This window comes from Acidovorax sp. (assembly GCF_046314175.1).
Lineage (GTDB): Bacteria > Pseudomonadota > Gammaproteobacteria > Burkholderiales > Burkholderiaceae_C > Acidovorax.
Genome location: NZ_JBKBXG010000041.1, coordinates 24,099 through 47,319, shown reverse-complemented (window position 1 = coordinate 47,319; position 23,221 = coordinate 24,099). Strand labels below are relative to the sequence as shown.

Below are 23,221 nucleotides of genomic sequence, written 5' to 3'. Positions count from 1 at the left end.
TTTTTCTTCACCACCAACAACCCAGATCAATACCTGAACCACCAGCAGAACTACCAACTACGCCCTACATCTCTGCAGCACCGCGTTAGTAGCGAAGCCCTCGACTATAGCACCGTTTTTGGATGCTCTGCAGAAGATAGTAAAGAAATTTCGCCAAGCCTCTCGTGCTCATTCCGCGGACAAGCCGATTCTATTGCCGCGCCTATGTGGCACCACTAAGAGCCGCCCGACTCAAACGAGCCCCCACCCCGATAATCCATCCCCTATGGCACTTATCACCTTACTGGACGCCCAACTCGCTTTTGGGCACGTCGCACTGCTGGATCACGCCGGCTTTTCTCTGGAGACCGCAGAACGCGTGGGTCTGATTGGTCGGAATGGAGCAGGCAAGTCTTCACTGCTCAAGATCCTTGGGGGCTTCGCAAAACCTGACGATGGCTCACTGCAAGTTCAGCAAGGAGTTCGCATTGCCTTTGTTGCACAGGAACCCACGCTTGACCCCACTGCAACCATCTTTAAGGCTGCGTCTGAGGGATTACAACGGGTTATTGCAATCCGCGATCAGTATCTGTCGGGTGAGGATGGCTTGGACCTAGACGCCCTGCAGTCCGAAATCGAGGCCTATGACGCATGGAATTGGGAGCAACGTGTGGAGGAAACCCTTCAACGCCTGCATCTCGACCCCGACGCGGTGGTCGGCACATTGTCGGGTGGCACCAAAAAACGTGTCGCTTTGGCCCAAGCACTCGTTGCACGCCCAGACGTGTTGCTGCTGGACGAGCCAACCAACCACTTGGACCTCGACTCCATCGAATGGTTGGAAGACCTGTTGCTCGACTTTCCAGGCAGTGTAGTCACCATCACGCACGACCGATCCTTCTTGGACCGCGTCGCCACACGCATCGTGGAGCTAGACCGCGGACACTTGAGGTCTTATCCCGGAAATTTCGCGCAGTACCTTCTACAAAAAGAGGAACAACTGGCCCAAGAAGCTGTCATCTCCGCCAAGGCCGACAAGTTGCTTGCACAAGAAGAAGTATGGATACGCCGCGGGGTAGAAGCGCGGCGAACCCGCAGCCAGAGCCGTATCAGCCGACTAGAGCATCTGCGCGCGCGCAGAGAGGCGCGTCGTGATGTAGTAGGCAGCGTCCGGATGGACGTTGCAACCGGCGGGTCCAACGGCTACCAAGGCAAGATCGTTGCTGAGATGGAGGGCGTGGGCAAGTCGTTTGGCGACAAGACGATCGTTCACAACTTCACTGGCACCATTTTGCGTGGCGACAAGGTGGGCCTCATTGGCCCGAACGGTGCAGGCAAGACGACACTGCTCAAAATGATTCTTGGGGAGCTGCAACCTGACAGTGGCACCATCCGCCAAGGCGCGAATCTGCAAGTCGCCTACTTTGACCAGATGCGGCATGCGGTCAACCTGGACGCAACGCTGGAAGACTTCATCAGCCCTGGCAGCGAATGGATCGAGATCGGCAACCAGCGCAAACATGTCAAGAGCTATCTGAGCGACTTCCTCTTTTCACCGGCGCGCGCACACTCGCCCGTGCGGTCGTTGTCAGGTGGTGAGCGCAACCGCCTGCTCTTGGCGCGACTGTTCGCTCGTCCCGCCAACGTTCTGGTGCTCGACGAGCCCACGAATGACCTGGACATCGATACTCTGGATCTGCTCGAAGAATTGCTGGAGAACTACGAAGGCACCGTTTTTCTGGTCAGCCACGACCGAACGTTTCTGGACAACGTGGTAACCAGCACCATTGCTTTCGAAGGCAATGGCCTGTGGCGAGAGTACGAAGGCGGAGTACAGGATTGGCTACTACAGTCCAAGCGGAGCCGGGCGCTCAAAGCGTCCACCGCTGCATCATTGAAGGCTGAAGCCGAAAATTCTGATAAAAATACAGTCCAGCGCTTATCCAGTAAGCCTGAGCAGCTATCAAAAAAGAAATTGAGCTACAAAGAGCAGCGCGAGCTGGACCAACTACCGGCACAAATCGCTGCCCTGGAGGCGGAGCAGCAAGATTTACAGCAAGCGTTGGCAGACGGATCGTTGTACGGCAGCGACCCCCTACGCGCCGCCACCATGACAACCCGGGCAAGCGTCATCGACGAGGAGTTGATGACGGCTCTAGAGCGTTGGACCCAATTGTCGACCTGACTGGAAGCGCCGCATCAACGCAGACTGGCGACGGCAACGGAGGCAGATGCCTCTGTGCCATTGCTTCTCCGTCTTTAGCCGCACCGGGCTTGTCAGATGCGGTGATGCAAACGGTCGGTAGCGCCCCGTAAGCGGGTGATGAGAGCGGGTGCTATTTGCCCCAGCGGCAACACTTCATCCGCAGCGCCGTGGGCAATGGCTTCACGCGGCATGCCAAAGACGATGCAAGTGGCCTCGTCCTGCACATAGTTATAGCTACCAGCGTCCTTCATCTCGCGCATGGCGGCGGCGCCGTCGTTTCCCATGCCGGTGAGCATGATCCCAAAGGCGTTGCGCCCCACCACTGCAGCCGCCGATTTGAAAAGCACCTCAACCGAAGGCTTGTGCCGGTTCACAGGTGGCCCATCGTCCACCACAGCCACATAGTTGGCGCCACTGCGCGCCACATGAAACTGGGTCCCGCCGGGCGCAATGTAGGCGTGCCCTGGCAAGATGCGCTCTCCGTTCACCGCCTCTTTCACCGTGATCTGGCACAAGCCGTTCAGGCGCGCAGCAAAGCTGGTGGTAAAGCCTGGTGGCATGTGCTGGGTAATCACAATGCCGGGCGAGTCTGCCGGCATCTGAACCAACACCTCCTTGATGGCCTCGGTCCCCCCTGTGGACGCGCCGATGCAGATCATTTTTTCGGTAGAAAGGCGCCCGAGCAGTGCAGAAACCTGCGCGGCGGGTGCACCGCCTCCAGAACCCGCGGACGAGGGAGTGTCACGGCTTGGTGCCCGTCGAACTTGGGCTACGGCCGCCACTCGAATCTTGTCGACGATCTGGGTGGCCAAATCATTAAGGCCACTGGCCAACCCGACCCTTGGTTTGGCTACGAAATCGACGGCCCCTAGTTCGAGCGCTTTCATCGTGACTTCTGCCCCGCGCTCGGTCAACGTGGAAATCATGACCACCGGCATCGGACGAAGGCGCATCAGGCGCCCCAGAAAATCGATGCCGTCCATGCGGGGCATCTCGACGTCCAGCGTAATCACATCAGGGTTGAGCTCACGGATCATTTCCCGCGCTATCAAAGGATCATTGGCAGTACCAATGCACTCCATGTCCCGCTGCCGGTTGATGATCTCGGACAGCAGACTGCGGACCAACGCCGAATCGTCCACCACGATCACCCGGATTTTCCTGCTCATTAACTCAAACCTTCCTCAAAACAGATCCACAGAACCACCGGAGGTCGTCTTGGCGACGGTCGCAGCATTGCCGCGGACTTCTTGCGCCACCAGTGTTTCGGGGTGTGCATGCGCAAGCCGCTTGACCATGGCCTTACCGGTGACCGGGAAGAAAACCACCTTGCGTGGATAGATGTCCAGCACGTCCTCGGAGACGATGGGAATTCGCTCGGTGTGCAGATAATTCAACACGAAATTGGTGTTTCGCTCGCCCACATTCATGGTCGTGAAGTTGTGCATCACCTGCGCCCCACCAAAAATCTTGGCCTGCATGGTTTCGCGGCGGGCACCGAGCTTCAGCATTTCGTTGATCAACAACTCCATGGCGTACGAGCCGTAGCGCCCTGACGCGTCTGCCAGGTCACCATCCGGCAGCATGAAATGATTCATGCCGCCGATGTGCGCCCGGCTGTCCCAAAGGCAAGCGGCTATGCAAGAGCCCAGCACGGTCATGATGACCATGTTCTCGTCGGCCACAAAATATTCGCCGGGGAGAACCTTTACAGAGTTGTGATGAAAGTGGTGGTCAAAGTAAAAGAACGACGCCTCCCCAGGCTTGCGGGCCCGGGCTTTCAGCTCTTGCAACGAGGACTCTCGCGCCGGGGCAGCGCCTGCCGAATAGATGTCCGAGCTCAGTGGCGCAATGCGGGGGGCACGGCGCCGCTCAGAGCCGCCTGAAGCGGCATTGGCCGTGGCGGATGAAACGCCTGTTTGAATGTTGGTCATGGGTGCGTATGGCTAGACAACATGGACAGGTCAACGGCGCTCGTACACCGTTTTGCCACGCAAGGTGAACAGGTCGCGGGATTCGCTGAAGTTCTCAGCATGGCCGACGAACAACATACCTCCCGGCTTCAAGACCCGGTGAATCCGCTCAAGCACGCGCCGCTGGGTGGGCGCATCAAAATAGATCATCACGTTGCGGCAGAACACAACGTCAAAGGGCTCTTTGAACGGCCAGTCGTCCCTGATAAGGTTGACGCTCATGAAGTCGATAACGCGGCGCAACTCAGGCTTGGCGCGCACCATGCCAGCATTCCCGCCTTTGCCACGCAGAAAGAATTTCTGAAGCCGCTCGGGGCTCAGGCCCTTCAGGCTGTCCAGCCGGTAGACGCCCTGCGCAGCAGTCGCCAACACGCGGGAATCGATGTCACTGGCAGTCAATTTGAACGAGGCATTGGCTCCCAATGCCTCAAAGGCAGTCATGACTATGGAATAGGGCTCTTCGCCCGTAGACGCTGCATTGCACCAGACACGCCAGTTGGCCGAAGGTTTGGCTCGCAGATGTGAAGCAAATATCTCGAAATGGTGCTGCTCGCGAAAGAACGCTGTCAGATTGGTGGTGAGAGCATTCACAAACTCCTGCCACTCGGGGCCATCGTGCGTTTCCAGCCAGCCCAGATAGTCATGAAAGCTGTTATGCCCCGTATCCCGCAGCCGCCTCGAAAGTCGGCTGTACACCATTGCATGCTTTCCATCGTGGAGGCTAATGCCTGCCCGCTGGTAAATCAGTGCTTGGACCCTGGCAAAGTCCGCATTGGTCCATACGAATTCCCGCCCCTGTGCCAGGGGCCCCGAGGGTGCAGTAGCGGCAGCATATGCAGGATCTATCCTGGGAGCTTGCTGCCGTGCCGAAGAGGAAAGACTGGTGGGTTGGGCCATATTGATCGTCCGAAGGGAAATCCTGTTCGCTCCAAGAGGCCTGCAAGCTGCGCTTGCGACCTGGCATGTGCCTGGGCCACCACTCGCTGGTCTTTTGCGGATTCGTATTACTCGTTGGCGGTGACCAGCCCCATGTCCACGCTGGACATGAGCTTCTCGATATCCAGCAAAATCAGCATGCGCTCACCTACTGAGCCCAAGCCCAAGATACAGCTGTTATCAATGGCGCTTTCGATATCGGGCGCAGAGCGAATGCTCTCGGAGGTGAGTTCCATCACATCGCTCACCGAGTCGACCACAATTCCGACCACGCGATTGCGGAGGTTGAGAATGATGACTACCGTGAAGCTGTTGTAGTCCGCCTGCGCACAGTTGAACTTGATGCGCATATCTACGATGGGAACGATTGTTCCGCGCAGATTGACCACTCCTTTGATGAAGTCAGGCGCATTGGCGATCCGCGTGGGCGGTTCATAGCCACGGATTTCCTGCACCTTCAGGATATCGATGCCGTACTCTTCCTGGTCAAGACGAAACGTCAGGTACTCACGCGCTCCCGAAGGCGCAGCGTCTGCAGTTTTACCCATCACACTCATGGTGCATTCTCCTTTCGTGACAACGCTGCGCACAAAGGGCGCAAGCGCTTGAATCTAGTGGCGCGCCCTGCGCACCAGGCCGCCCGTATCCAAAATCAGCGCAACCGTGCCATCACCCAAGATGGTTGCCCCGGACACATTGGGAACCTTGCGATAGTTCGATTCAAGGTTTTTGACCACCACCTGATGCTGGCCAAGCAGCTCGTCGACGAGCAGCGCAACGCGGCTGCCGTCGGCTTCAACCACCACCATGATGTTGCTGGACTTGTTGAGGTCGAAACGGGGCACCTGAAATATCTTCTCCAGTGCAATGACGGGCATGTATTCGTCCCGAACCTTCACTAGCTGAGAGCCTTGCGCCACGGTGCTCACATCGTCCGAATTAACCTGAAACGACTCCACCACCGACGACAGGGGGAGGATATAAACCTCTTCCCCAACGCCCACGGACATGCCGTCCATGATGGCCAGCGTCAGCGGCAGACGCACGGACACTTTCATGCCGTAGCCTTCGGCGGAGTCAATTTCCACAGAGCCATTGAGCGCCGCGATATTGCGCTTGACCACATCCATTCCAACGCCCCGACCAGACACATCAGTGACTTCATCGGCCGTGGAGAAACCTGGGGCAAAGATCAGCTGCCACACCTCAGCGTCGCTCATCTGCTCGGACACTTCAATCCCGCGTTCCTGAGCTTTGCTCAGGATCTTTTCACGCGACAAACCGCGACCATCGTCTCGTACTTCAATAACGATTGAGCCGCCTTGGTGCGATGCCGACAGCGTGATGGTTCCGTGCTCGGATTTACCTTTGGCCAAGCGGTCCGCTGGCATCTCAATGCCATGGTCACAGCTGTTTCGCACTAAATGTGTCAGGGGGTCAGTGATCTTCTCGACCAATCCCTTATCCAGCTCTGTCGCTTCACCCAACGTCACCAACTCCACTTTTTTACCCAGCTTGTTGGCGAGATCGCGCAGCATCCGCGGAAACCGACTGAAGACGATCGACATGGGGATCATCCGAATCGACATGACCGACTCTTGAAGATCGCGGGTGTTTCGATCCAGATCTACAAGCCCTGCCAACAATTGTTGGTAAGCGCCCGAGTCCAGACCGCGGCTGTTTTGAGCCAGCATGGCCTGAGTGATCACCAACTCACCCACCAAATTGATCAACTGGTCGACCTTCTTGACATCCACACGGATGGTGGTGGACTCCATCTGCGCCTGAATAGCGGCTTTCGGTTCAGCCACGGCCTTGACTGCGACAGCTTTGGGGGCACTCGTCGGGGCGTCCAAAGCACCTTGAACTACGTCAGCGAGCGGCGCGCCGGGAGCGCCACTGAAGAACCCATAGGGTGCCTCTGATCCGGACGCATCCACACCCAACGCCAACTCGTCCTCGGACTGGGCGTCTTCGTCCTTGCCTGCGATTACGGCGTCACGAATGAGCACATGCTCCTTGGACACGTGGAATGCAAACAGATCCAACAAATCGTCGTTGGTGGACGTCGTCTCTACCGAGAAGAGGCGGGTGTTGGGCTGAGTGCTTGTGATGTCCCGAATCGCGCCCAGTCCAGGAATGTCGCGGAACAACTCCTTGATCGTATCGGCCTGCTCCAGGCGCTCCAGAGGGCCGATCTGGATTTCTAGCTGACGCACCTGCCCTGCCACCAATGGCTTGACGACCTTCGGCGCTGGAGCCACGGCCGGAGCTGGCGCGGGCGGCGGCGGAGGCGGAGCACTTACTGCAGGGGTATCGCTGGGCACCTGTCCCGCTGCCAATTCACTAATTCGGCGGACCAGCGAGGTGGTGGAGACTGCATCACCCTGCCCCCCCGCTTGGTGGCGCGCAAGGAGGCTGCGGGATGCGTCGGCAGATTCCAGCAACACGTCCACCATCTGGGGGATGGGTTGCAACTCATGACGCCTCAGGCGGTCTAACAGGGACTCCATCTGGTGGGTCAACTCCGCCACATCTGAGAATCCGAAAGTAGCAGAGCCACCCTTGATAGAGTGAGCGCAGCGGAAGATGCCGTTGAGTTCTTCGTCGTCAGCGTTGGTCAGATCGAGGTCAAGGAGCATTTGCTCCATCTGGTCGAGGTTTTCGCCCGCTTCCTCAAAAAATATCTGATAGAACTGGCTCAGGTCGAAGTCCGCGCCTGCACCCGATCCTTCTTGGTAGCTTTCCGCCATGGTGGGCTCCTATGTAGGTGATGATCCGGGTCAAGCGACTCAGCGGATCACTTTCTGGATAACTTCAATCAGGCGATTGGGATCGAAAGGCTTGACCAGCCAACCCGTCGCCCCGGCGGTGCGTCCGGCCTGCTTCATCTGATCGCTCGACTCGGTGGTAAGGATCAAGATGGGAATGGTCTTGAATTTGGGGTGCTCGCGCAGCTTGCGGGTCAGACCAATGCCGTCGAGGCGAGGCATGTTTTGGTCAGCAAGCACGAGATCAATGTCATGGCTTTCAGCTTTTTCGAGGGCATCCTGCCCATCCACCGCCTCCACGACGTGGTAGCCAGCACCCGTGAGGGTGAACGCCACCATTTTTCGCATGGACGGTGAATCATCTACGGCAAGGATCGATTGCATTTAAGGCTCCAACTGACTTGAATATATAGGTTAACCAGTGATGTGAACGTCAAAACAGGTCCACAGAACCTGCGTCCATCTCGCTCTGCGTAACAGGATTGGGCCTGTCTGGCGCCATTTCGGCAAAAGGCGCTGCCTCTTCACCTTCTTCATGACCCATTGCTTCCGATGCCAGCCGGAAAGCGCAGCCCTGCAAGACCTTCGTCGTATGCCATATAAGCTGCGAGGCCATATCCTGGAACTGAAGCTCAGTCACAGCACTGCGCAACGCAGCCCGCGCTGCAACCAGCTCAGGGGTGTCCGCCACCACGGCATCCGTCAAGACAGCGTTGGCCTCACCGAACCGTTCAAGCAGGTTATCCGTTGCGTGGTTCAACAGTCCCTCCAAACGATGAAGGTCATGCATTACCACCAACAATGAATCCTGTAGTTCTGCCGCCACCATGACGGGAACCTGGACAGCAGGTCCTCCAGACGTTGTTAGCGTAGATTGCATCGTTTCTCCATCGCAGCACACAGCAGCAAAGCACGCAAAAACACAGGACTACGATACCTGCGCGGAAGGCCCCGAGCCCCCGCACAAACCAGGGCTCCCGGGTCCATTGGACCCTGACACCGAAACCACCCCAACCGGACAAACACCCTTGTTTGTTCCAATTTGTATCCTATGATAGCGCTCCTATGGTCACCATAGCCTCAGACCAGACCCTGAACATCCTTCATCTTGAAGATTCACTGGCCGATCATGAGCTGGCAACACGAGTCCTCAGGCGAGCAGGCCTGGCCTGCCAAGTGCTCAGAGTGGACTCACTCGAAGACTTCCAGCGTTTAACCGACACCCAGCCGTTTGACGTCATCCTCGCAGATTACCGGCTGCCGGGATTTACCGCCCTGGATGCATGGGGACATGTGGCGCAAAAGCCGCAACACCCCCCATTTGTATTGCTGTCTGGAGCTATCGGAGAGGCGGCCGCCGTCGATGCGATGCGCCTGGGCATGGCCGACTATCTGCTCAAGGACGACATGTCGCGGCTGCCGCACGTGATCTCCCGCGCGCTGGAAGTCCACGACGCCCGGTGTGCACGCGAAAAAGCGGTGGCGGAACTGGCTGCGTCGCAACACCGGCTGGCAGAACTTGCGGAGCACCTTCAAACATCCATAGAGCAGGAACGCGCGTCCATTGCGCGGGAGATTCACGACGACATTGGGGGGGCGCTAACAGCCGTGCGATTCGATGTGGCATGGATCGGACGCCACTGCACCGATGCGGCGATGCAAGAACATGCAATTGCTGCCGCAGATATGCTCCAACACGCCATCGGCGCCAGCCAGCGCATCATGATGAATCTACGCCCTCCAATTCTGGAGCAAGGTCTAGTGGCAGCAGTCCAATGGCTGGCAGCAGGATTTGAACGCCGTACGGGCGTGGCAACGCAGGTTCGCGCCAGCAGCGACATCATTCAGACCGCAGCGGACATCCAACTGGTGGCATACAGGACCGCGCAAGAAGCGCTGACCAACATCTCCAAGCACGCTCATCCTAGTAAGGTAATCATTGAACTTTCTGACCAAGAAGGCGTTTTGACGCTCGAAGTTGCCGATAACGGCCAAGGAATGGAGCTTCACACGCGGGACAAACCCAAGGCATTTGGATTGAAGGGCCTGCAGGAGCGCGCGCGAACCGTGGGAGGATGGCTGGACATCAGCAGTCGGCCAGGCCAAGGAACCTCCGTGATCCTGTCTGTACCGCTAACATCAGACCTACGATCAACCCCCCCAGGAGATGCGCAGTGATTCATGTGGTCTTGTGTGACGACCACGCCGTTCTCAGGCGGGGCATCCGCGACACCCTTGCTGAAGCGCCTGACATCAAGGTGACGGGCGAGGCCGGCGGGTACGCTGAACTGCGTGAGGTTCTGAGAACAGCTACATGCGACATCCTGCTACTCGACCTGAATATGCCCGGCCGTAGCGGCACCGAGGTGCTGACCAGCTTGCGCGAGACGCATTCCTCTATCAAGGTGTTGATTGTCTCCATGTACCCTGAGGACCAGTATGCCCTGCGTTGCCTCAAAGCAGGTGCGCAAGGTTATGCCAATAAGGCGGGAGATCCCGTTGAGCTGATTGCTGCCGTTCGCACCGTGATGCAAGGCCGAAAGTACCTCACGCCAGAAGTGGCGCAAATGCTGGCGGAGAGCCTGGCTCAGCCCACACCCGAGGCGCCACACGCAGCCTTGTCGGAACGCGAATTGCAAACTCTGGTCAAGATAGCGTCCGGTCGGAGGCTCTCGGACATTGCCGAGGAGTTGATGCTCAGCCCCAAAACTGTCAGCGTCTACCGGTCCAGGGTGCTGGAGAAACTCAAACTATCGAACAACGCTGAGCTGACCGTGTACGCGATCCGCAATCAGCTGGTTTGAAGACTTGCGTATCGCTACCGCTGCGCTGCGAATAGATCAACCGCTTGCTGCATCAGCGCCAAGACAGGCTGCTCCAGCATGGGCAGTGTGGCTGCAATTCCCAGCATGCCTACAGTCAGCGTGACAGGAAAACCCACGGCGTAAATGTTCATCTGCGGCGCGACACGAGAAATGATGCCCATGGTCAGATTGACAAAAAGCAGCAGTGCAATCATCGGCAATGCAATCCAGAGGGCGCTGGAAAACAGCGACGTACCCAACTCATAGACCCGCATTTGCCCCAGGGCTTGCAGAAAGTTGCCGTTCACCGGAAACCGGTCAAAACTTTTGACAACAGCCATCAATATCATCAGATGGCCATTGATGACCACAAAAAGCAACATGGCCATGTGCCCAAAAAAGCGCGCCACGGCACTAATCTGGGCATTGGATGACGGGTCGAAGAAGGACGCGAAATTAAGCCCCATCTGCAAGCCGACCAATTCTCCCGCGAGCTCCACAGCAGCAAATACCAGCCGCACTGAGAAACCAATGGCCAACCCGACGATCACCTGCTGCGCCACAGCACCCAGGGCCTCGCGTCCATTCACGCTAATGACCGGCTGATCCACCAGCACCCCTTGAGCGCACACCGCGACCAGAAATGCGAGGCCGATCTTTACTCGCATGGGAACGACGCGCATGGAGAACACCGGAGCGACAGAGAACACGGCAAGCACGCGCAGGAACGGCCAGAGGATGGGTGACAGCCATGCCACCAGCTGAGCTTCTGAAAAGGTGATCACACCGAACTCACGCAGCCTGCCGCAGGCGTATCCCACGCGACAGTAACAGTGGCACGAGTGATACCCCGAGGCACAGCGCTAACCAATCATTGAGGGGATTGACTCAATGGTGCGGCGGATAAAGTCCACGAGGGTACTGAGCATCCAGGGACCCGCAATCGCAAAAACCACCATGGCTGCAATCAGCTTGGGTACAAATGCCAGGGTGGCTTCATGGATCTGCGTCACTGCCTGAAAAATGCTGACAGCCAAGCCCACCGCCATCACCACACCCAGCACAGGCATAGCAATCATCAACAGCAACGTCAGGGCATCGCGCCCAATCGTCAGCACCACTTGCGACGTCATGAGAACTCCTTCAGGGCACGAAGCTGGCGGCGAGTGAACCGATCAGCAAATTCCAGCCATCCGCCAACACGAAAAGCATCAGCTTGAAAGGCAGCGCTACCAAGACCGGTGACAGCATCATCATGCCCAGGGACATCAAGATGCTTGACACCACCATGTCAATCACCAGAAACGGAATAAAGATCATGAACCCTATCTGGAAGGCAGACTTCAGCTCACTGGTCACAAATGCGGGCACGATGACGCGCAGCGGTGCGGTTTCAGCCGTCACCTGGGGGTCCAGTCGGGCGAGCCGGGAAAACAGCGCGAAATCCGACTGCCGTGTCTGCTTGAGCATGAAACTGCGCATGGGCGCCTCGGCCTTGTCCAGCGCTTCCTCAAACGTGATGACATTGGTGGTGTAAGGCAGGTAAGCATCCTGATACACCCGATCCAACGTCGGCCCCATTACAAAAAAAGTCAGGAAAAGCGACAAACCGATGATGACCTGATTGGGGGGAGCCGACTGCGTTCCAAGTGCCTGCCGCAGGAGCGAAAGCACAATCACAATGCGGGTAAAGCCCGTCATCATCAGCAGCACGGCGGGTAAAAAAGACAGCGCCGTGAAGAAAAGCAGCGTCTGGATCGGAACGGAATAGCTGGTGCCTGAAGGACCGCTGCCGACCACCAACGGCAGCGAACCTGCTGCCTGAGAAAATGCAGGCATCGGCGCCACCAACGCGATCAACAAAAGTAATCTGGATATCGTCGCGCTACTCCCACGAGATACGCCGGAAGATCGACCCAAAGCCATTTCAGCCATGAGGCGGTTTCCCAGGATCACTAACCGCTGCCGCGACCTCTTGCGCAAATGAAAGGTTTGCGGAAGGCGCTGCAGCAGCAGACGTGTGCGTGGACGCAGGAAGCACATGCAAACAACTCACGTTTTGTGCGGTGACTCCCAGAACCAGCCACATCCGCGCATGTTCTGGCCCCACCTCCACCGTCACCACCCGTTGCTGAGGTCCCACGGCCACGGCTGAAAGTACGCGAGACACACTACCACCGGCCATGCCACCAGCAGCTTGGCGCTGCTGAACGCGACGAACCAGCCAAGGCAGCAGCGCCATGGCACCCACAAAGAGCACCACGACCAGTAATGTCTGCGTCATGCTCCCGCTATCCACGGCTGACCCGGCGCAGGCGCTCGGACGGTGTTACCACATCAGTAAGCCGGATACCGAACTTGTCATTCACCACCACCACCTCGCCCTGGGCAATAAGATAACCGTTCACAAGCACGTCCATGGGCTCGCCAGCCAGCGCGTCCAGTTCAACGACCGAGCCCTGCGCCAACTGGAGGATGTACTTGATGGGCACCTTGGTGCGCCCCAGCTCCACAGACAGCTGGACCGGAATGTCCAGCACCATGTTGATGTCATTGACGGTGCCGTCCCCGCCGCCCGAGAACGGCCGCACGGGGTCGCCCGACAAGGGGCCACCTTGCTCTCCGTCCGCGGGTTTCGCATCTGTGCTTTTCTGCTCTTCCAGCGCCTCGGCCCAACCCGCAAACGGATCTTCCGCGCCGGCATCTTTGTTGTCTTCTTCAGTTGACATCTTTCTCTCCAAGCCAGCTCATATCTGCATTGCGCAGACATTCTTCGATGCGAATGGCGTACTTTGAATTGTGGGTTCCGTACTGGCACTCAAAAATGGGGACTCCTCCGATGGAGGCGCGAATGCGGGGCTCGCGGTCTAGCTCGATGAAGTCGCCAGGCTTCATGGCCAGCAGCTGCTCCACCGTTGCATCAGCCCGGGCAAGCTCAGCAACCAACGTCACTTCAGCAGCCTGAATCTCACGGGTTAACACACGCACCCAGCGGCGATCCACTTCAATGGAGTCGCCCTGGGTGGACGAATAAAGCACGTCGCGGATGGGCTCCAGCGTGGCGTAGGGCATGCAAATATGAATAGCGCCCGAAAGATCGCCAATTTCCAGCTGAAACGCCGTCGACACCACAATTTCGCTTGGCGTCGCAATATTGGCGAACTGCGGCTGCATCTCCGAGCGCTGGTATTCAAGCTCTAGCGGATAAATGCCTTGCCAGGCCTTCTTGTACTCAGCGCAAATCACGTCCACCAACCGGTTGATCACCCGTTGTTCCGTGGGCGAAAAATCCCTTCCTTCGATACGCGTCTGAAACTTTCCCACGCCGCCGTACAGAGTGTCAATGATGCCAAACACCAGCGATGGCTCACACACGATCAGGCCGCTGCCGCGCAGCGGGCGGATGGCCACGATGTTGAAGTTGGTAGGTACTGCCAGTTCACGCAAGAAGGCGCTGTAACGCTGAACGGAGACTGTTCCCACCGATATCTCGGGGCTGCGCCGTATGAAATTGAAGAGCCCGATCCGAAAATTGCGCGCAAATCGTTCATTGACGATTTCCATCGTCGGCATACGGCCACGAACAATGCGCTCCTGGCTGGAGATGTCGTAGTTGCGTACGGACCCGGCATCGGCGACCTCTTCAACCGATTTCTGGCTTTCGCCGGTGACACCTTCCAGAAGGGCATCGACCTCTTCCTGCGAGAGAAATGAGTCACTCATGGCTGGTCCTTGCCCGGGTCACTGGATGATGAAACTGGAAAAGAGCACACGGTACACAGGGTTTCGCTCCGTGCGCTTGCGGGCAGGCCGGTCTTCTTCGTCAGCGTCATCCTCGGCCGCAGCAGCGCGGGCGCGCTCCCGCTCCCGCTCACGCTCCGAGGGAACCGAGTAACCGAGCGGACGCGAGACCTCCCGCAAAATATCCGCAGCCAGTTTCTCTTTGCCTTCCCGCTGCAGCAGTTCACTAGAGGTTCGCTGCGATACCAGCAACAGAATCCCACTGCGAATCGTGGGCAGATACAGCTTCACCTGATCAGACGTCTTTGCATCCTCCAACTCCAGCGTGATACCGATCTGGGCAAACCGGTCACCACCAGGGTCCGCCAAATTGACGACCATGTTTTCCATGGCGAGGAAGGTGGGCGCCACCTTGGGCGCTTCTTTTCGCGCGGCACCGGCACCCTCTTCTGCGTCACCTTGCGGTCGGGTCATAAACCATGCGGCCGCGCCCCCGCCAACCACGAGCAGCAAAACCACGACGCCGATAATGATCACCAGCATCTTCTTGCTTTTGGCCGGGGCCGCTGCGGGGGTATTGGCTGACACGGTGCGAATTCCTTGGGTAGAGAACGGGCTCTGCGCTTGCTACTGAAATGCAGGGACCGCCGTATGACCCATTATTGGGCCGGGTGCCAGCCAATAATAGCCAGAATAAAACCCCAAAACCATGGCATTCCATGTGCTTTCGGTACCTGCCACAGACTTGCAAGTCAGAGTGACAGTCCGAAAGCGGCACATTGTCAGGCTCGGTTACACATAAAGATCCACCGTACGGTCGGTCGCGCCGCCAACTTTAGGCGCTGCGGCATTGCCAGCAGGCACAGATGAAATCACTTGCGCCTGACGAGCACCTTCGCGATTGCGCGACTGACCGGCATTGTTAGCGCCCGCCCCGTCACGTGCGGATGTACCGACCGACATACCAGAAAGCACCAAGCCTTCGCTGCGCAGCAAATCACTCAGTTGCGCCATGCTCCGGTCCAACAAATCGCGGGTCTCCGACTGGTCGCTGCGGAAGGTGACTTGCGCTTCGTTTCCAGACAAAGACACCGACACCTCCACCGGCTGGCCATCCCGATCCAGGGTCAGTTCCGCATTCTGGGTCTTTTGATTGACCCAGTACGCCACCTGGTCTGTCACGTACTCCTCAGCGCCCATCTGGGTCGGGTCTGCAAACAGGGATGCTCCGTCTACGCCACCGGCTTCCAGCGGAGCGGAACCTATCGCCCCATCCGACCAAGACGCCCCGCCAGACTGCCCGTCTCCGGGACGTCCACCAGTCTGTGTGTCACCGCCGCGCGCCGATACGGACACAGCGGCTAGCCCCCCGCCACCAGCGGACAGAGATTCGGACGCAAAAACGGCAGAAGCCAACCCACCGTTTCGCTCGACATGAATGCTGGGGGACTGCGTGGCGATCGCTGCTGCGTGTTCATTTCCGCTTTGAAAACCATTTACCAAACCTGGAGGCGTCATTGCAGCCTGCTGGGAGGCCACTCCAAGCGATGAGCGACCCGTCGCGGCATCCGCCGGTACCCCGTTCCCCACATTGACGGCCCGCTGAGACAACGCGCTTTGCATGCGCGACAAAATACGACCGTAACCTGCCACAGGCCCTTGAAGACCCGCCTCCTTCAGATCAGCCGCGCCGTCAAGCAGCGCTGTCTCTGCCACCAACCCCTGTCGCAAACCATCTCCGCCCACCAAAGCACCACCCCACCCAGCAGCGGAGGCAACTCCTCCCTGCGCAGCGGTCCGCGGCACGACCGCGGCATCTGGGGTCACAAGCCCTTGCCACGCGGCGACTACCGATGCATCCGCCGAACCGGCAGTGGTATCCAACGCCATGCCACCAATGTTGGCCGCTGAATTCGCGGCATCGCCCAGCATGTCCCCTTGCGCAATGGCATCGTCCTGTGCAGAGAGCAGCGAGAGAAAGCTCCCAGGGGATGCGGTAGCACCCGCAGCATCGCTACCTTGTCGGTTACGCGTCGTGTGCGGACCTTGGGTCCCCTGGGACGACGAAATTCTGGCTTGTTCCATTGTCAATACTCCTGGCTGTGGGCGCCGTGAATTGCATTGCTGTACTGCATTGCAGCCCGCTCATCTGTTTGCTTCTGATCTCTGCGTGACTGCTGCTGCTCAAAGTCGTGGCGCCGCTTTTCCATCACTTTTCGAAGGCTGGCCAACCGCAATTCGGCCTCAATCAGTGCCCGCCGTGCCCTGTCCACCCGTTGGGCCTGGTCACCCGCTACACCCGTCTGCATATGGGCCGCTTGGCCCAGTCGGTCCATGAACTGGTAGTGGTGGTACATCACCTCAGGTTGCATGGCCGTGTCAGCCTTGTTTCCCCAGCGCGCTTCCGTTTCACGGGCATATCCCTCCAGTTGATCCAACTGGTCATGCGCGGCCTTTTGTGCTGCCTGCGTGTCCTGCAAGACTTTGCGCGCTTCGTCTCGCTTGCGAGAAGCCACTTCGACAGCAACCATGAGAGCATTTAGGTTGGACATTGCGCTTCGTTCTGGTTCAGCGGTCCACGACAGCAGCCATGGCCGTCAGGCTTTGATCCATGGAGGCGGCCTCGAACATGTCCTGCTGCAGAAAGTTCGCCATCTGCGGCTGCAACCGAATGGATTCGTCCAAGGCGGGGTCGGACCCGCTCATGTAGGCGCCCACCTGCACAAGATCTCGACTCTTCTGATACCGCGAGTACACCGCCCGGAACCGACGGGCCAGGTCAAAATGCCCGCGGGACACCACGTTGTGCATCACGCGAGATGCAGACTGTTCGATATCAATGGCCGGGAAGTGGCCTGTTTCAGCCAACGCCCGGGACAAAACAATGTGGCCATCCAGAATGGCGCGCGCCGCATCGGCAATCGGATCCTGCTGATCGTCACCCTCCGACAGCACGGTATAAAAAGCCGTGATGGACCCCACCCCGTGCAGACCGTTTCCGCTGCGCTCCACCAGTTGCGGCAGCTTGGCAAAACACGAAGGGGGATAACCTTTGGTCGCGGGCGGCTCGCCAATTGCCAATGCAATTTCTCGTTGCGCCATTGCGTAGCGCGTCAGCGAGTCCATGAGCAGCAACACATGCTTGCCCTTGTCCCGAAAATGCTCCGCCACAGCCGTGGCATAAGCGGCGCCCTGCATGCGCAGCAGGGGCGGCGCATCGGCAGGCGCAGCGACCACCACAGAGCGTGCGCGGCCGTCAGCGCCCAGAATGTCTTCTACAAATTCTTTGACCTCGCGGCCCCGCTCACCAATGAGCCCGACCACAATCACATCAGCGCGGGTATAGCGGGCCATCATGCCAAGCAGCACACTCTTGCCAACGCCAGATCCTGCAAACAGCCCCAGACGCTGACCCCGCCCGACGGTGAGCAACGCATTGATGGCCCGCACACCTGTGTCCAGCGGCTCTCGAACCGGGTCTCTGTCCATAGCGTTGATCTGGCGCCGGTCCATGGGTTCAGACACCACGTCCAGTACTGGCCCGCCATGATCCAGCGGCAGGCCCTGCGCGTCGACCACCCGGCCCAGCAAGCCGTCGCCCATGGGCAGACGCAGCACACCGGCGCGGTGCACTGGGCGGGAAGCTTCTCCCAAGCGAGGCATCGGAATATAGGGCGCTGCGGGCACCACGCTGGCACCGCTCGACAGCCCATGAATATCCCCCGCAGGCATCAAAAAAGCACGATCTGCAGAAAAACCGACGACTTCAGACAGCACCGGTGCATGACCCGGCATCTGCACCAGACACTGCGACCCCACCGGCACGCGGATACCCACGGCCTCCAGTACCAACCCCGTCAGCCGCGTGAGCGTACCTCGAGTTTCAAGCGGGGCGCCTTCGGCCACACGACCCCGCGCGTCGTCCATGAATCGTGTCCAGGCAGAAGGGGTCTCAGGAGCCATCACCGCTCTCCTCAGACCAGGGTGACTGCAACCCCAGCGCAGCGATGGCGCGTTGCCAGCGTTTGTCCAGGCTGCCGTCCACCACAGTGCCGGCCGACTCAACCAGGCATCCGCCCGATGGAACTGCGGCGTCGGCCACCCACTGAATACCCGGAGCATCCATCTCTTCGCGCAGGGGCTGCGCCAGGGCTTCCATGTCTGCAGGATTGAGCCGCACGGTGGCTGGCTTCCCTTCATTGACCAACATGCCGACGGCTTCGCGCACCACAGGCAACAGGGCGTTCGGATTGACCGACAGGTCCTGTCGCACCACTTGCCTTGCAATGTCACATGCCAAATCAAGCACTTGCTGGGCCATGTGCTGCTGCATGTCGATCAGCGTCGCATCGAGGTTCTGAAACACCTCCTGCATGCGCAACGCCGCTTCGCGGCCCTGCTGGGCGATGTACTCATCCATCCTGCGCTGCCACTCCAGCCCCGTTTCTGCCTGACCCTGGGCAAAACCTTCAGCATAGGCGTCATCGCAGGCCTGCTGCACTAGCGCCAGCTGCGCGGCTTCGTCGATCTCGACCGGGAGTTCTGGCGCAGGCTCTGGTTCGGGCTCCGGCTCGACCAGGTCGGACCCATCCACCGCACCAAACTTCCATTGCGTGAAATCGCCAACCTCCTCACTGGGGATGAACCGCGAGTACGAGCGCTGGCTAGACGAATGCGTCATCACCACCGCCTCCAATCACAATTTGGCCTTCGTCGGACAAGCGACGCACCGTCTTGAGGATTTCCTTTTGCTGGGCCTCGACCTCGGACAACCGCATGGGGCCACGGGATTCGAGGTCTTCGCGCAGCGCCTCTGCGGCCCGCGAAGACATGTTCGACAGAAACTTCTCGCGCAGGTCCGGCACCGCGCCCTTGAGCGCCACGATGAGCGTTTCAGACGCGACTTCTTTGAGCACCGCCTGAATGGCTTTGTCGTCGAGCTTAAGCACGTCTTCGAACACGAACATCTTGTCCATGATTTTCTGCGCCAGATCGGGGTCGTATCCGCGGATGGACTCCAGCACGACGGCATCCATGTTGCCACCCAGCAAGTTGATGATTTCTGCTGCAGCCTTGACGCCCCCGAGTGAACTCTTGCGAATCTTGTCACCGCCTGCCAGCACCTTGAACAGCACTTCGTTCAGGTCTTTCAGCGCTGTCGGCTGAATGCCCTCTAGCGTGGCTACGCGCAGCAAAATTTCGCTGCGCTGCCGGTCAGAGAGATGCATCAGGATGCCGGACGCCTGGTCGCTGTCCAAGTGCACCAGGATGGCCGCCACAATTTGCGGGTGTTCATTGCGCAGCAGTTCAGCCACAGACAACGGATCCATCCACTTGAGGCTTTCAATGCCCGAAACGTCCCCACCCTGCAAAATGCGGTCAATCAGCAAACCCGCTTTGTCCTCGCCCAACGCACGGCGCAACACGGCCCGCACATAGTTGCCCGTGTCAGACACCAGCAGGCTCTGCGCCGCGGCGGCGTTGGAAAACTTGTTGATGACCTGGTCGACCTTCTCGCGCGAGACCGAGCGCATGCGTGCAATGGTTTCGCCCAGCTTTTGCACTTCCTTGGGCGAGAAATGCTTGAATACTTCGGCTGCCTCTTCTTCTCCGAGGGACATCAGCATGATGGCTGCGTCGTTGAGTCCTTGGTCGTCCATAGGTATCGTCCCTGAAATCGTGGGTCAGACGGGCTCGCCGTTCAGCCAGGTCTTCAGAATATTGGCCACTGCGACCGGGTTTTCCTTTGCCAGCACGCGGGCGTCCTCCAGGCGCAGTTGCTCCGGCGTGGCGGGCAACACTTCGTCCTTTTTGCCAGGTGCGGGCAGCGCGGGGCGGTCCAGCGTTTCGGCTTCCAGAGCATCGAGCTGACCGCCTGCAACTGGCGCCGCTTCGACCTTCACAATCTTGGGGCCCTTCAAGGCCGGGCGCACCAGCCCCAGCAGCACCAGGGCAGCAAACAGCACCGCACCCACGGGCCACGCAAAGGTCTTGGCCAGTTCAATGGCTTCAGGTTGCTTCCACAGCGGGACATCCTTGGACGAAGCAGCCGTCACCTGGAACGGCGTATTCATGAGGTTGACCGAGTCGCCACGCTCGCGATTAAACCCGATGGTTTCGCGCACCAACGCCGTCATTTGTTCCAGCTGCTCTGGCGTCAGGGCCTTGGGCACCAGCTTGCCTTTTTCCTCGGCCGACTGGTAGTTCACCACCACCGCTGCGCTCAGGCGTTTGACCGCGCCGGTACTGCCCCGCGTGACCTTGATGGTCTTGTCCACCTCGTAGTTGGTGGTGGACTCACGCTTGCTGTTTTGCTCTTCTGTTCCCTGCTGGCCGCCCGCATTGGGTGCGGGATTGGCGCCATTGATCGGTGCAGCGGCCGGCACCGGGGGCTGGTTGGCAACCGCCCCAGGCACGCCCGTAGCAGTCTTGTTAGCGCTGCCCTTGCTCTCCAGCACCTGCTGGCTGCGGATGGCGCTGGAGTCCGGTGTCTGGTTGGGGCGGAACTGTTCCGACGTTGATTCGGTCTGCGTAAAGTCGACTTCCGCAGTCACCTGCGCCTTGACATTGTCCCGGCCCACCACGGGCTCCAGGATTTCCATAATGCGCCGCGTGTACTGCTGCTCGATCTGCTGCACGTACAGCAACTGCTGCGCATTGGCCTCGGCACCTGCCGAATTATCAGGAGACTGCGACAACAGCTTGCCCGTGTCGTCGAGCACACTGACAGCCGAGGGGGCAAGCTCTGGCACGCTGGAGGCCACAAGGTGCACGATGCCCGCCAACTGGGCGCGGTCCAAGATTCGGCCAGGGTGCAGGCTAACCAGCACCGACGCTGAGGGTTTTTGCTGCTCGCGGAAGAACCCGTTTTGATTGGGCAGCGCCAAATGCACGCGCGCGCCCTGCACCGAAGACAACGCCTGGATGGAACGGGTCAGCTCGCCCTCCAGACCGCGCTGAAAGTTCAGCCGCTCCTGGAACTGCGTCATGCCGAACTTGCTCGACTCCATCAGCTCGAAACCGGCGACAGACCCGCGCGGCAAACCCTGGGTTGCCAAACGCAGGCGCACATCATGCACACGGTCAGAAGGAATCAGAATGGCGCCGCCGCCATCGGCGTGCCTGTAAGGCACATTCATTTGCGACAGCTGGGCCACGATGGCCCCGCCGTCCTTATCGCTCAGATTGGCAAACAGCACCCGGTAGTCCGGTTGGCGCCCCAGAACGACAGCCGCAATGGCCGCCGCCACCAACAATGCCACACCCACGCCCAGACGCATGCGCTGTCCCCGGTCAAGGGTGGACAGCCGCTGCAACCAGTTGGGACTGGCAGGAGGGGTGGCGAGAGGGATTTCAGCAACTGCAGACATCGTGCTTTCCATTTAGGCGGGCCCGGCGACAGACCAAAGCGTGGGTCGATTATTCGGTCACGCGTCCAAAATGTTCGCTGGATAAGCCGCGCGTTTGGCTATCAATTCAGAGCGATGAATCCCAGCGTGGTGGCTAGGATACGCAGCATACCGCCATTCCCTACGGATACCGCCATGGACCTACGCATATCAAGCTCAACCGCCCCCCTCCAGGGCGCTGGCCTGGCACGCCGTGTTGCACCGCCGCAAAACGAAGGCAACGAGGTCGGGTTTTCGGGCGCGCTCAAGGGCGCCTTGCAATCGGTGAGCGCTGCACAAAACCGCTCTTCCGACTTGCAAAAAGAGGTTCAGCTGGAGAACCCATCGGTCAGCCTGGAAGAAACCATGGTCGCCATGCAAAAAGCCCAGGTCGGCTTCCAGGCCACGCTGCATGTGCGCAACCGCATGGTGCAGGCCTACACAGACATCATGAACATGCAGGTGTAGTTGCTGCACGCGCTATTAATTTAATAGCTTACACCGCTTTATTTTCAAGCACTCCAGACACAAAAACATCTGAAACCCAATTTAATAGAGCGCAAGCAGCTCACCTAACGATAGCAAAAAAAGCCCCGCATTGCGGGGCTTTTGTTTGGGTGCTCGTAGCGCGTGTCGGGTTCGGTCAATGCATCATCTGCGGCTGACCTTCAAACAGGTGTTCAAACTGCGCTAGCCAAGGCTCTGCCAGGCAGCGGATCTGCGCGTCGTTGCGCAAAATGCGCTGCATGATGCGCGTCTTCTCGCGCTTGTGCTCGGGCAGCAGCTCATGCTCTTGCGACTTAAAGCGCAGCTGCTCAATCAGAACTGCACACGCGCCTTCGTAGCGGACCACGCCGTCCCAGTCCTTGATCTTGGCAGCCTCCAGCATCTTGGCGCTGCTGTCTTCAATGGCTTTGTAGTAGTCAATCAGCATATGAGACATGGTTCAGGCCTCCATCAGCACAGGCTGGCCTGAGGCAGGCGCGTTGACCACACCTGCAGCTGGTTGTTTTTTGATTTCGTTCCACCCTTGTGCCACCGGCTCAATCAAACGCATGACTTCTAGCATCATGGCGTCGTCATTGCGGGCATTGGCCAGGATGAGGCGGTGTATGCAGTAGTCGTACAACGAGCCAAGGTTTTGCGCAATCTCGCCACCGTCCACCTTGTCGAGAGCGGTGCTCAGCCCCTCTTCAATGATGCGGATGGCCTTGGAAATATTGTTGACCTTACCCAGCACATCGCCGCGCGCCATCGCGCCGCGGGCTGTGGCAATTGAGCTAATGGCACCTTCATACAACAGCGCGACCAGCTGATGCTGGTCGATCGTGTGCATGCTGGTTTCTACATTGATACGCTGATAAGCGTTGGCTGCACGGGGGCTGTAGGCGCTGAACATGCTGACAATCCTTCCGATGTGTTA

27 protein-coding genes are annotated in these 23,221 nt (G+C 58.8%); 5 read left to right on the top strand and 22 right to left on the bottom strand.

Features of this window, described 5'->3' with window-relative positions; translation table 11 throughout:
* Both ACK4OE_RS13465 and ACK4OE_RS13460 read left to right on the top strand, forming a co-directional pair.
* Nucleotides 1-219 (top strand): hypothetical protein (locus ACK4OE_RS13465; protein WP_409885319.1); only part of this gene is annotated, 219 nt, incomplete at its 5' end.
* Nucleotides 220-265: 46 nt separating this feature from the next.
* Nucleotides 266-2,164, top strand: a complete 1,899-nt coding sequence (locus ACK4OE_RS13460; RefSeq protein ID WP_409885318.1) for an ATP-binding cassette domain-containing protein — start codon at nt 266-268, stop codon at nt 2,162-2,164.
* 92 nt (nt 2,165-2,256) lie between these two features.
* Here the strand turns inward: ACK4OE_RS13460 and ACK4OE_RS13455 are convergent, their stop codons facing one another.
* From ACK4OE_RS13455 to ACK4OE_RS13425, 7 genes are all read right to left on the bottom strand, one after another.
* Complete coding sequence (locus ACK4OE_RS13455; protein ID WP_409885317.1) at nt 2,257-3,354, bottom strand: chemotaxis response regulator protein-glutamate methylesterase; 1,098 nt, start codon at nt 3,352-3,354, stop codon at nt 2,257-2,259.
* Nucleotides 3,355-3,369: 15 nt separating this feature from the next.
* On the bottom strand, nt 3,370-4,119 hold the full coding sequence (gene cheD, locus ACK4OE_RS13450; RefSeq protein WP_409885316.1) for a chemoreceptor glutamine deamidase CheD: 750 nt from the start codon (nt 4,117-4,119) through the stop codon (nt 3,370-3,372).
* A 30-nt stretch (nt 4,120-4,149) separates the two neighbouring features.
* A complete protein-coding gene (locus ACK4OE_RS13445) occupies nt 4,150-5,055 on the bottom strand; it encodes a CheR family methyltransferase (RefSeq protein ID WP_409885315.1) in 906 nt (301 codons plus the stop codon).
* Between the two features lie 107 nt (nt 5,056-5,162).
* Nucleotides 5,163-5,651 carry a chemotaxis protein CheW gene (locus ACK4OE_RS13440; RefSeq protein WP_409783900.1) on the bottom strand — a complete coding sequence of 163 codons (489 nt, stop codon included), beginning with the start codon at nt 5,649-5,651 and terminating at the stop codon, nt 5,163-5,165.
* Between the two features lie 54 nt (nt 5,652-5,705).
* Nucleotides 5,706-7,847: a chemotaxis protein CheW gene (locus ACK4OE_RS13435; protein WP_409885314.1), complete on the bottom strand. Its 2,142-nt coding sequence runs from the start codon at nt 7,845-7,847 to the stop codon at nt 5,706-5,708.
* 39 nt (nt 7,848-7,886) lie between these two features.
* Nucleotides 7,887-8,249 (bottom strand): response regulator, encoded by a 363-nt coding sequence (locus tag ACK4OE_RS13430; protein ID WP_409885313.1) that lies wholly within the window; start codon nt 8,247-8,249, stop codon nt 7,887-7,889.
* Nucleotides 8,250-8,298: 49 nt separating this feature from the next.
* Entirely contained in the window at nt 8,299-8,745 is a 447-nt protein-coding gene (locus ACK4OE_RS13425; protein ID WP_409885312.1) for a hypothetical protein, read from the bottom strand.
* Nucleotides 8,746-8,930: 185 nt separating this feature from the next.
* Between ACK4OE_RS13425 and ACK4OE_RS13420 the strand changes: the two genes are divergently transcribed.
* Both ACK4OE_RS13420 and ACK4OE_RS13415 read left to right on the top strand, forming a co-directional pair.
* A complete protein-coding gene (locus ACK4OE_RS13420; protein ID WP_409885311.1) occupies nt 8,931-10,043 on the top strand; it encodes a response regulator in 1,113 nt (370 codons plus the stop codon).
* Nucleotides 10,040-10,669 carry a response regulator gene (locus ACK4OE_RS13415; protein ID WP_409885310.1) on the top strand — a complete coding sequence of 210 codons (630 nt, stop codon included), beginning with the start codon at nt 10,040-10,042 and terminating at the stop codon, nt 10,667-10,669. Before ACK4OE_RS13420 ends, ACK4OE_RS13415 begins: the two co-directional genes overlap by 4 nt.
* 14 nt (nt 10,670-10,683) lie before the next feature.
* On the opposite strand, the gene fliR is transcribed toward ACK4OE_RS13415, so the two are convergent.
* From fliR to fliF, 13 genes are all read right to left on the bottom strand, one after another.
* Complete coding sequence (gene fliR / locus ACK4OE_RS13410; protein WP_409885309.1) at nt 10,684-11,454, bottom strand: flagellar biosynthetic protein FliR; 771 nt, start codon at nt 11,452-11,454, stop codon at nt 10,684-10,686.
* 78 nt (nt 11,455-11,532) lie between these two features.
* Nucleotides 11,533-11,802, bottom strand: a complete 270-nt coding sequence (gene fliQ, locus ACK4OE_RS13405; protein WP_409885308.1) for a flagellar biosynthesis protein FliQ — start codon at nt 11,800-11,802, stop codon at nt 11,533-11,535.
* Between the two features lie 10 nt (nt 11,803-11,812).
* Nucleotides 11,813-12,508 carry a flagellar type III secretion system pore protein FliP gene (fliP, locus tag ACK4OE_RS13400; RefSeq protein ID WP_409885320.1) on the bottom strand — a complete coding sequence of 232 codons (696 nt, stop codon included), beginning with the start codon at nt 12,506-12,508 and terminating at the stop codon, nt 11,813-11,815.
* Between the two features lie 88 nt (nt 12,509-12,596).
* The gene (locus ACK4OE_RS13395) at nt 12,597-12,953 is read right to left on the bottom strand and encodes a FliO/MopB family protein (RefSeq protein WP_409885307.1); all 357 of its coding nucleotides are present in this window, start codon (nt 12,951-12,953) and stop codon (nt 12,597-12,599) included.
* 7 nt (nt 12,954-12,960) lie between these two features.
* On the bottom strand, nt 12,961-13,398 hold the full coding sequence (gene fliN / locus ACK4OE_RS13390) for a flagellar motor switch protein FliN (RefSeq protein WP_409885306.1): 438 nt from the start codon (nt 13,396-13,398) through the stop codon (nt 12,961-12,963).
* Entirely contained in the window at nt 13,388-14,392 is a 1,005-nt protein-coding gene (fliM, locus tag ACK4OE_RS13385) for a flagellar motor switch protein FliM (protein WP_409885305.1), read from the bottom strand. The genes fliN and fliM overlap by 11 nt, the downstream gene beginning before the upstream one ends.
* An 18-nt stretch (nt 14,393-14,410) precedes the next feature.
* Entirely contained in the window at nt 14,411-14,998 is a 588-nt protein-coding gene (fliL, locus tag ACK4OE_RS13380) for a flagellar basal body-associated protein FliL (protein ID WP_409885304.1), read from the bottom strand.
* 204 nt (nt 14,999-15,202) lie between these two features.
* Nucleotides 15,203-16,495: a flagellar hook-length control protein FliK gene (locus ACK4OE_RS13375; RefSeq protein ID WP_409885303.1), complete on the bottom strand. Its 1,293-nt coding sequence runs from the start codon at nt 16,493-16,495 to the stop codon at nt 15,203-15,205.
* Between the two features lie 2 nt (nt 16,496-16,497).
* On the bottom strand, nt 16,498-16,962 hold the full coding sequence (gene fliJ, locus ACK4OE_RS13370; RefSeq protein ID WP_409885302.1) for a flagellar export protein FliJ: 465 nt from the start codon (nt 16,960-16,962) through the stop codon (nt 16,498-16,500).
* 16 nt (nt 16,963-16,978) lie between these two features.
* Entirely contained in the window at nt 16,979-18,373 is a 1,395-nt protein-coding gene (gene fliI / locus ACK4OE_RS13365) for a flagellar protein export ATPase FliI (protein WP_409885301.1), read from the bottom strand.
* Entirely contained in the window at nt 18,363-19,091 is a 729-nt protein-coding gene (locus ACK4OE_RS13360; RefSeq protein WP_409885300.1) for a FliH/SctL family protein, read from the bottom strand. Before ACK4OE_RS13360 ends, fliI begins: the two co-directional genes overlap by 11 nt.
* A complete protein-coding gene (gene fliG / locus ACK4OE_RS13355; RefSeq protein ID WP_409885299.1) occupies nt 19,075-20,070 on the bottom strand; it encodes a flagellar motor switch protein FliG in 996 nt (331 codons plus the stop codon). The genes ACK4OE_RS13360 and fliG overlap by 17 nt, the downstream gene beginning before the upstream one ends.
* A gap of 24 nt (nt 20,071-20,094) precedes the next feature.
* Nucleotides 20,095-21,780: a flagellar basal-body MS-ring/collar protein FliF gene (fliF, locus tag ACK4OE_RS13350; protein WP_409885298.1), complete on the bottom strand. Its 1,686-nt coding sequence runs from the start codon at nt 21,778-21,780 to the stop codon at nt 20,095-20,097.
* A 174-nt stretch (nt 21,781-21,954) separates the two neighbouring features.
* On the opposite strand from fliF, the gene fliE reads away from it, so the two are divergent.
* Nucleotides 21,955-22,266: a flagellar hook-basal body complex protein FliE gene (fliE, locus tag ACK4OE_RS13345; protein WP_409885297.1), complete on the top strand. Its 312-nt coding sequence runs from the start codon at nt 21,955-21,957 to the stop codon at nt 22,264-22,266.
* A 175-nt stretch (nt 22,267-22,441) separates the two neighbouring features.
* Here the strand turns inward: fliE and ACK4OE_RS13340 are convergent, their stop codons facing one another.
* Both ACK4OE_RS13340 and fliS read right to left on the bottom strand, forming a co-directional pair.
* Complete coding sequence (locus tag ACK4OE_RS13340) at nt 22,442-22,741, bottom strand: flagellar protein FliT (protein ID WP_409885296.1); 300 nt, start codon at nt 22,739-22,741, stop codon at nt 22,442-22,444.
* 3 nt (nt 22,742-22,744) lie between these two features.
* A complete protein-coding gene (gene fliS, locus ACK4OE_RS13335; protein ID WP_409885295.1) occupies nt 22,745-23,197 on the bottom strand; it encodes a flagellar export chaperone FliS in 453 nt (150 codons plus the stop codon).
* Between the last annotated feature and the right edge of the window lie 24 nt (nt 23,198-23,221).

Excerpts from the sequence above, each read along its gene's own strand:
- ACK4OE_RS13460 (WP_409885318.1), top strand. The coding sequence starts at position 266 with ATGGCACTTATCACCTTACTGGACGCCCAACTCGCTTTTGGGCACGTC.
- ACK4OE_RS13455 (WP_409885317.1), bottom strand. The coding sequence starts at position 3,354 with ATGAGCAGGAAAATCCGGGTGATCGTGGTGGACGATTCGGCGTTGGTC.
- cheD (WP_409885316.1), bottom strand. The coding sequence starts at position 4,119 with ATGACCAACATTCAAACAGGCGTTTCATCCGCCACGGCCAATGCCGCT.
- ACK4OE_RS13445 (WP_409885315.1), bottom strand. The coding sequence starts at position 5,055 with ATGGCCCAACCCACCAGTCTTTCCTCTTCGGCACGGCAGCAAGCTCCC.
- ACK4OE_RS13440 (WP_409783900.1), bottom strand. The coding sequence starts at position 5,651 with ATGAGTGTGATGGGTAAAACTGCAGACGCTGCGCCTTCGGGAGCGCGT.
- ACK4OE_RS13435 (WP_409885314.1), bottom strand. The coding sequence starts at position 7,847 with ATGGCGGAAAGCTACCAAGAAGGATCGGGTGCAGGCGCGGACTTCGAC.
- ACK4OE_RS13430 (WP_409885313.1), bottom strand. The coding sequence starts at position 8,249 with ATGCAATCGATCCTTGCCGTAGATGATTCACCGTCCATGCGAAAAATG.
- ACK4OE_RS13425 (WP_409885312.1), bottom strand. The coding sequence starts at position 8,745 with ATGCAATCTACGCTAACAACGTCTGGAGGACCTGCTGTCCAGGTTCCC.
- ACK4OE_RS13420 (WP_409885311.1), top strand. The coding sequence starts at position 8,931 with ATGGTCACCATAGCCTCAGACCAGACCCTGAACATCCTTCATCTTGAA.
- fliQ (WP_409885308.1), bottom strand. The coding sequence starts at position 11,802 with ATGACGTCGCAAGTGGTGCTGACGATTGGGCGCGATGCCCTGACGTTG.
- fliP (WP_409885320.1), bottom strand. The coding sequence starts at position 12,508 with ATGCCTGCATTTTCTCAGGCAGCAGGTTCGCTGCCGTTGGTGGTCGGC.
- ACK4OE_RS13395 (WP_409885307.1), bottom strand. The coding sequence starts at position 12,953 with ATGACGCAGACATTACTGGTCGTGGTGCTCTTTGTGGGTGCCATGGCG.
- fliN (WP_409885306.1), bottom strand. The coding sequence starts at position 13,398 with ATGTCAACTGAAGAAGACAACAAAGATGCCGGCGCGGAAGATCCGTTT.
- fliM (WP_409885305.1), bottom strand. The coding sequence starts at position 14,392 with ATGAGTGACTCATTTCTCTCGCAGGAAGAGGTCGATGCCCTTCTGGAA.
- ACK4OE_RS13375 (WP_409885303.1), bottom strand. The coding sequence starts at position 16,495 with ATGGAACAAGCCAGAATTTCGTCGTCCCAGGGGACCCAAGGTCCGCAC.
- fliJ (WP_409885302.1), bottom strand. The coding sequence starts at position 16,962 with ATGTCCAACCTAAATGCTCTCATGGTTGCTGTCGAAGTGGCTTCTCGC.
- fliI (WP_409885301.1), bottom strand. The coding sequence starts at position 18,373 with ATGGCTCCTGAGACCCCTTCTGCCTGGACACGATTCATGGACGACGCG.
- ACK4OE_RS13360 (WP_409885300.1), bottom strand. The coding sequence starts at position 19,091 with ATGACGCATTCGTCTAGCCAGCGCTCGTACTCGCGGTTCATCCCCAGT.
- fliG (WP_409885299.1), bottom strand. The coding sequence starts at position 20,070 with ATGGACGACCAAGGACTCAACGACGCAGCCATCATGCTGATGTCCCTC.
- fliF (WP_409885298.1), bottom strand. The coding sequence starts at position 21,780 with ATGTCTGCAGTTGCTGAAATCCCTCTCGCCACCCCTCCTGCCAGTCCC.
- fliE (WP_409885297.1), top strand. The coding sequence starts at position 21,955 with ATGGACCTACGCATATCAAGCTCAACCGCCCCCCTCCAGGGCGCTGGC.
- ACK4OE_RS13340 (WP_409885296.1), bottom strand. The coding sequence starts at position 22,741 with ATGTCTCATATGCTGATTGACTACTACAAAGCCATTGAAGACAGCAGC.
- fliS (WP_409885295.1), bottom strand. The coding sequence starts at position 23,197 with ATGTTCAGCGCCTACAGCCCCCGTGCAGCCAACGCTTATCAGCGTATC.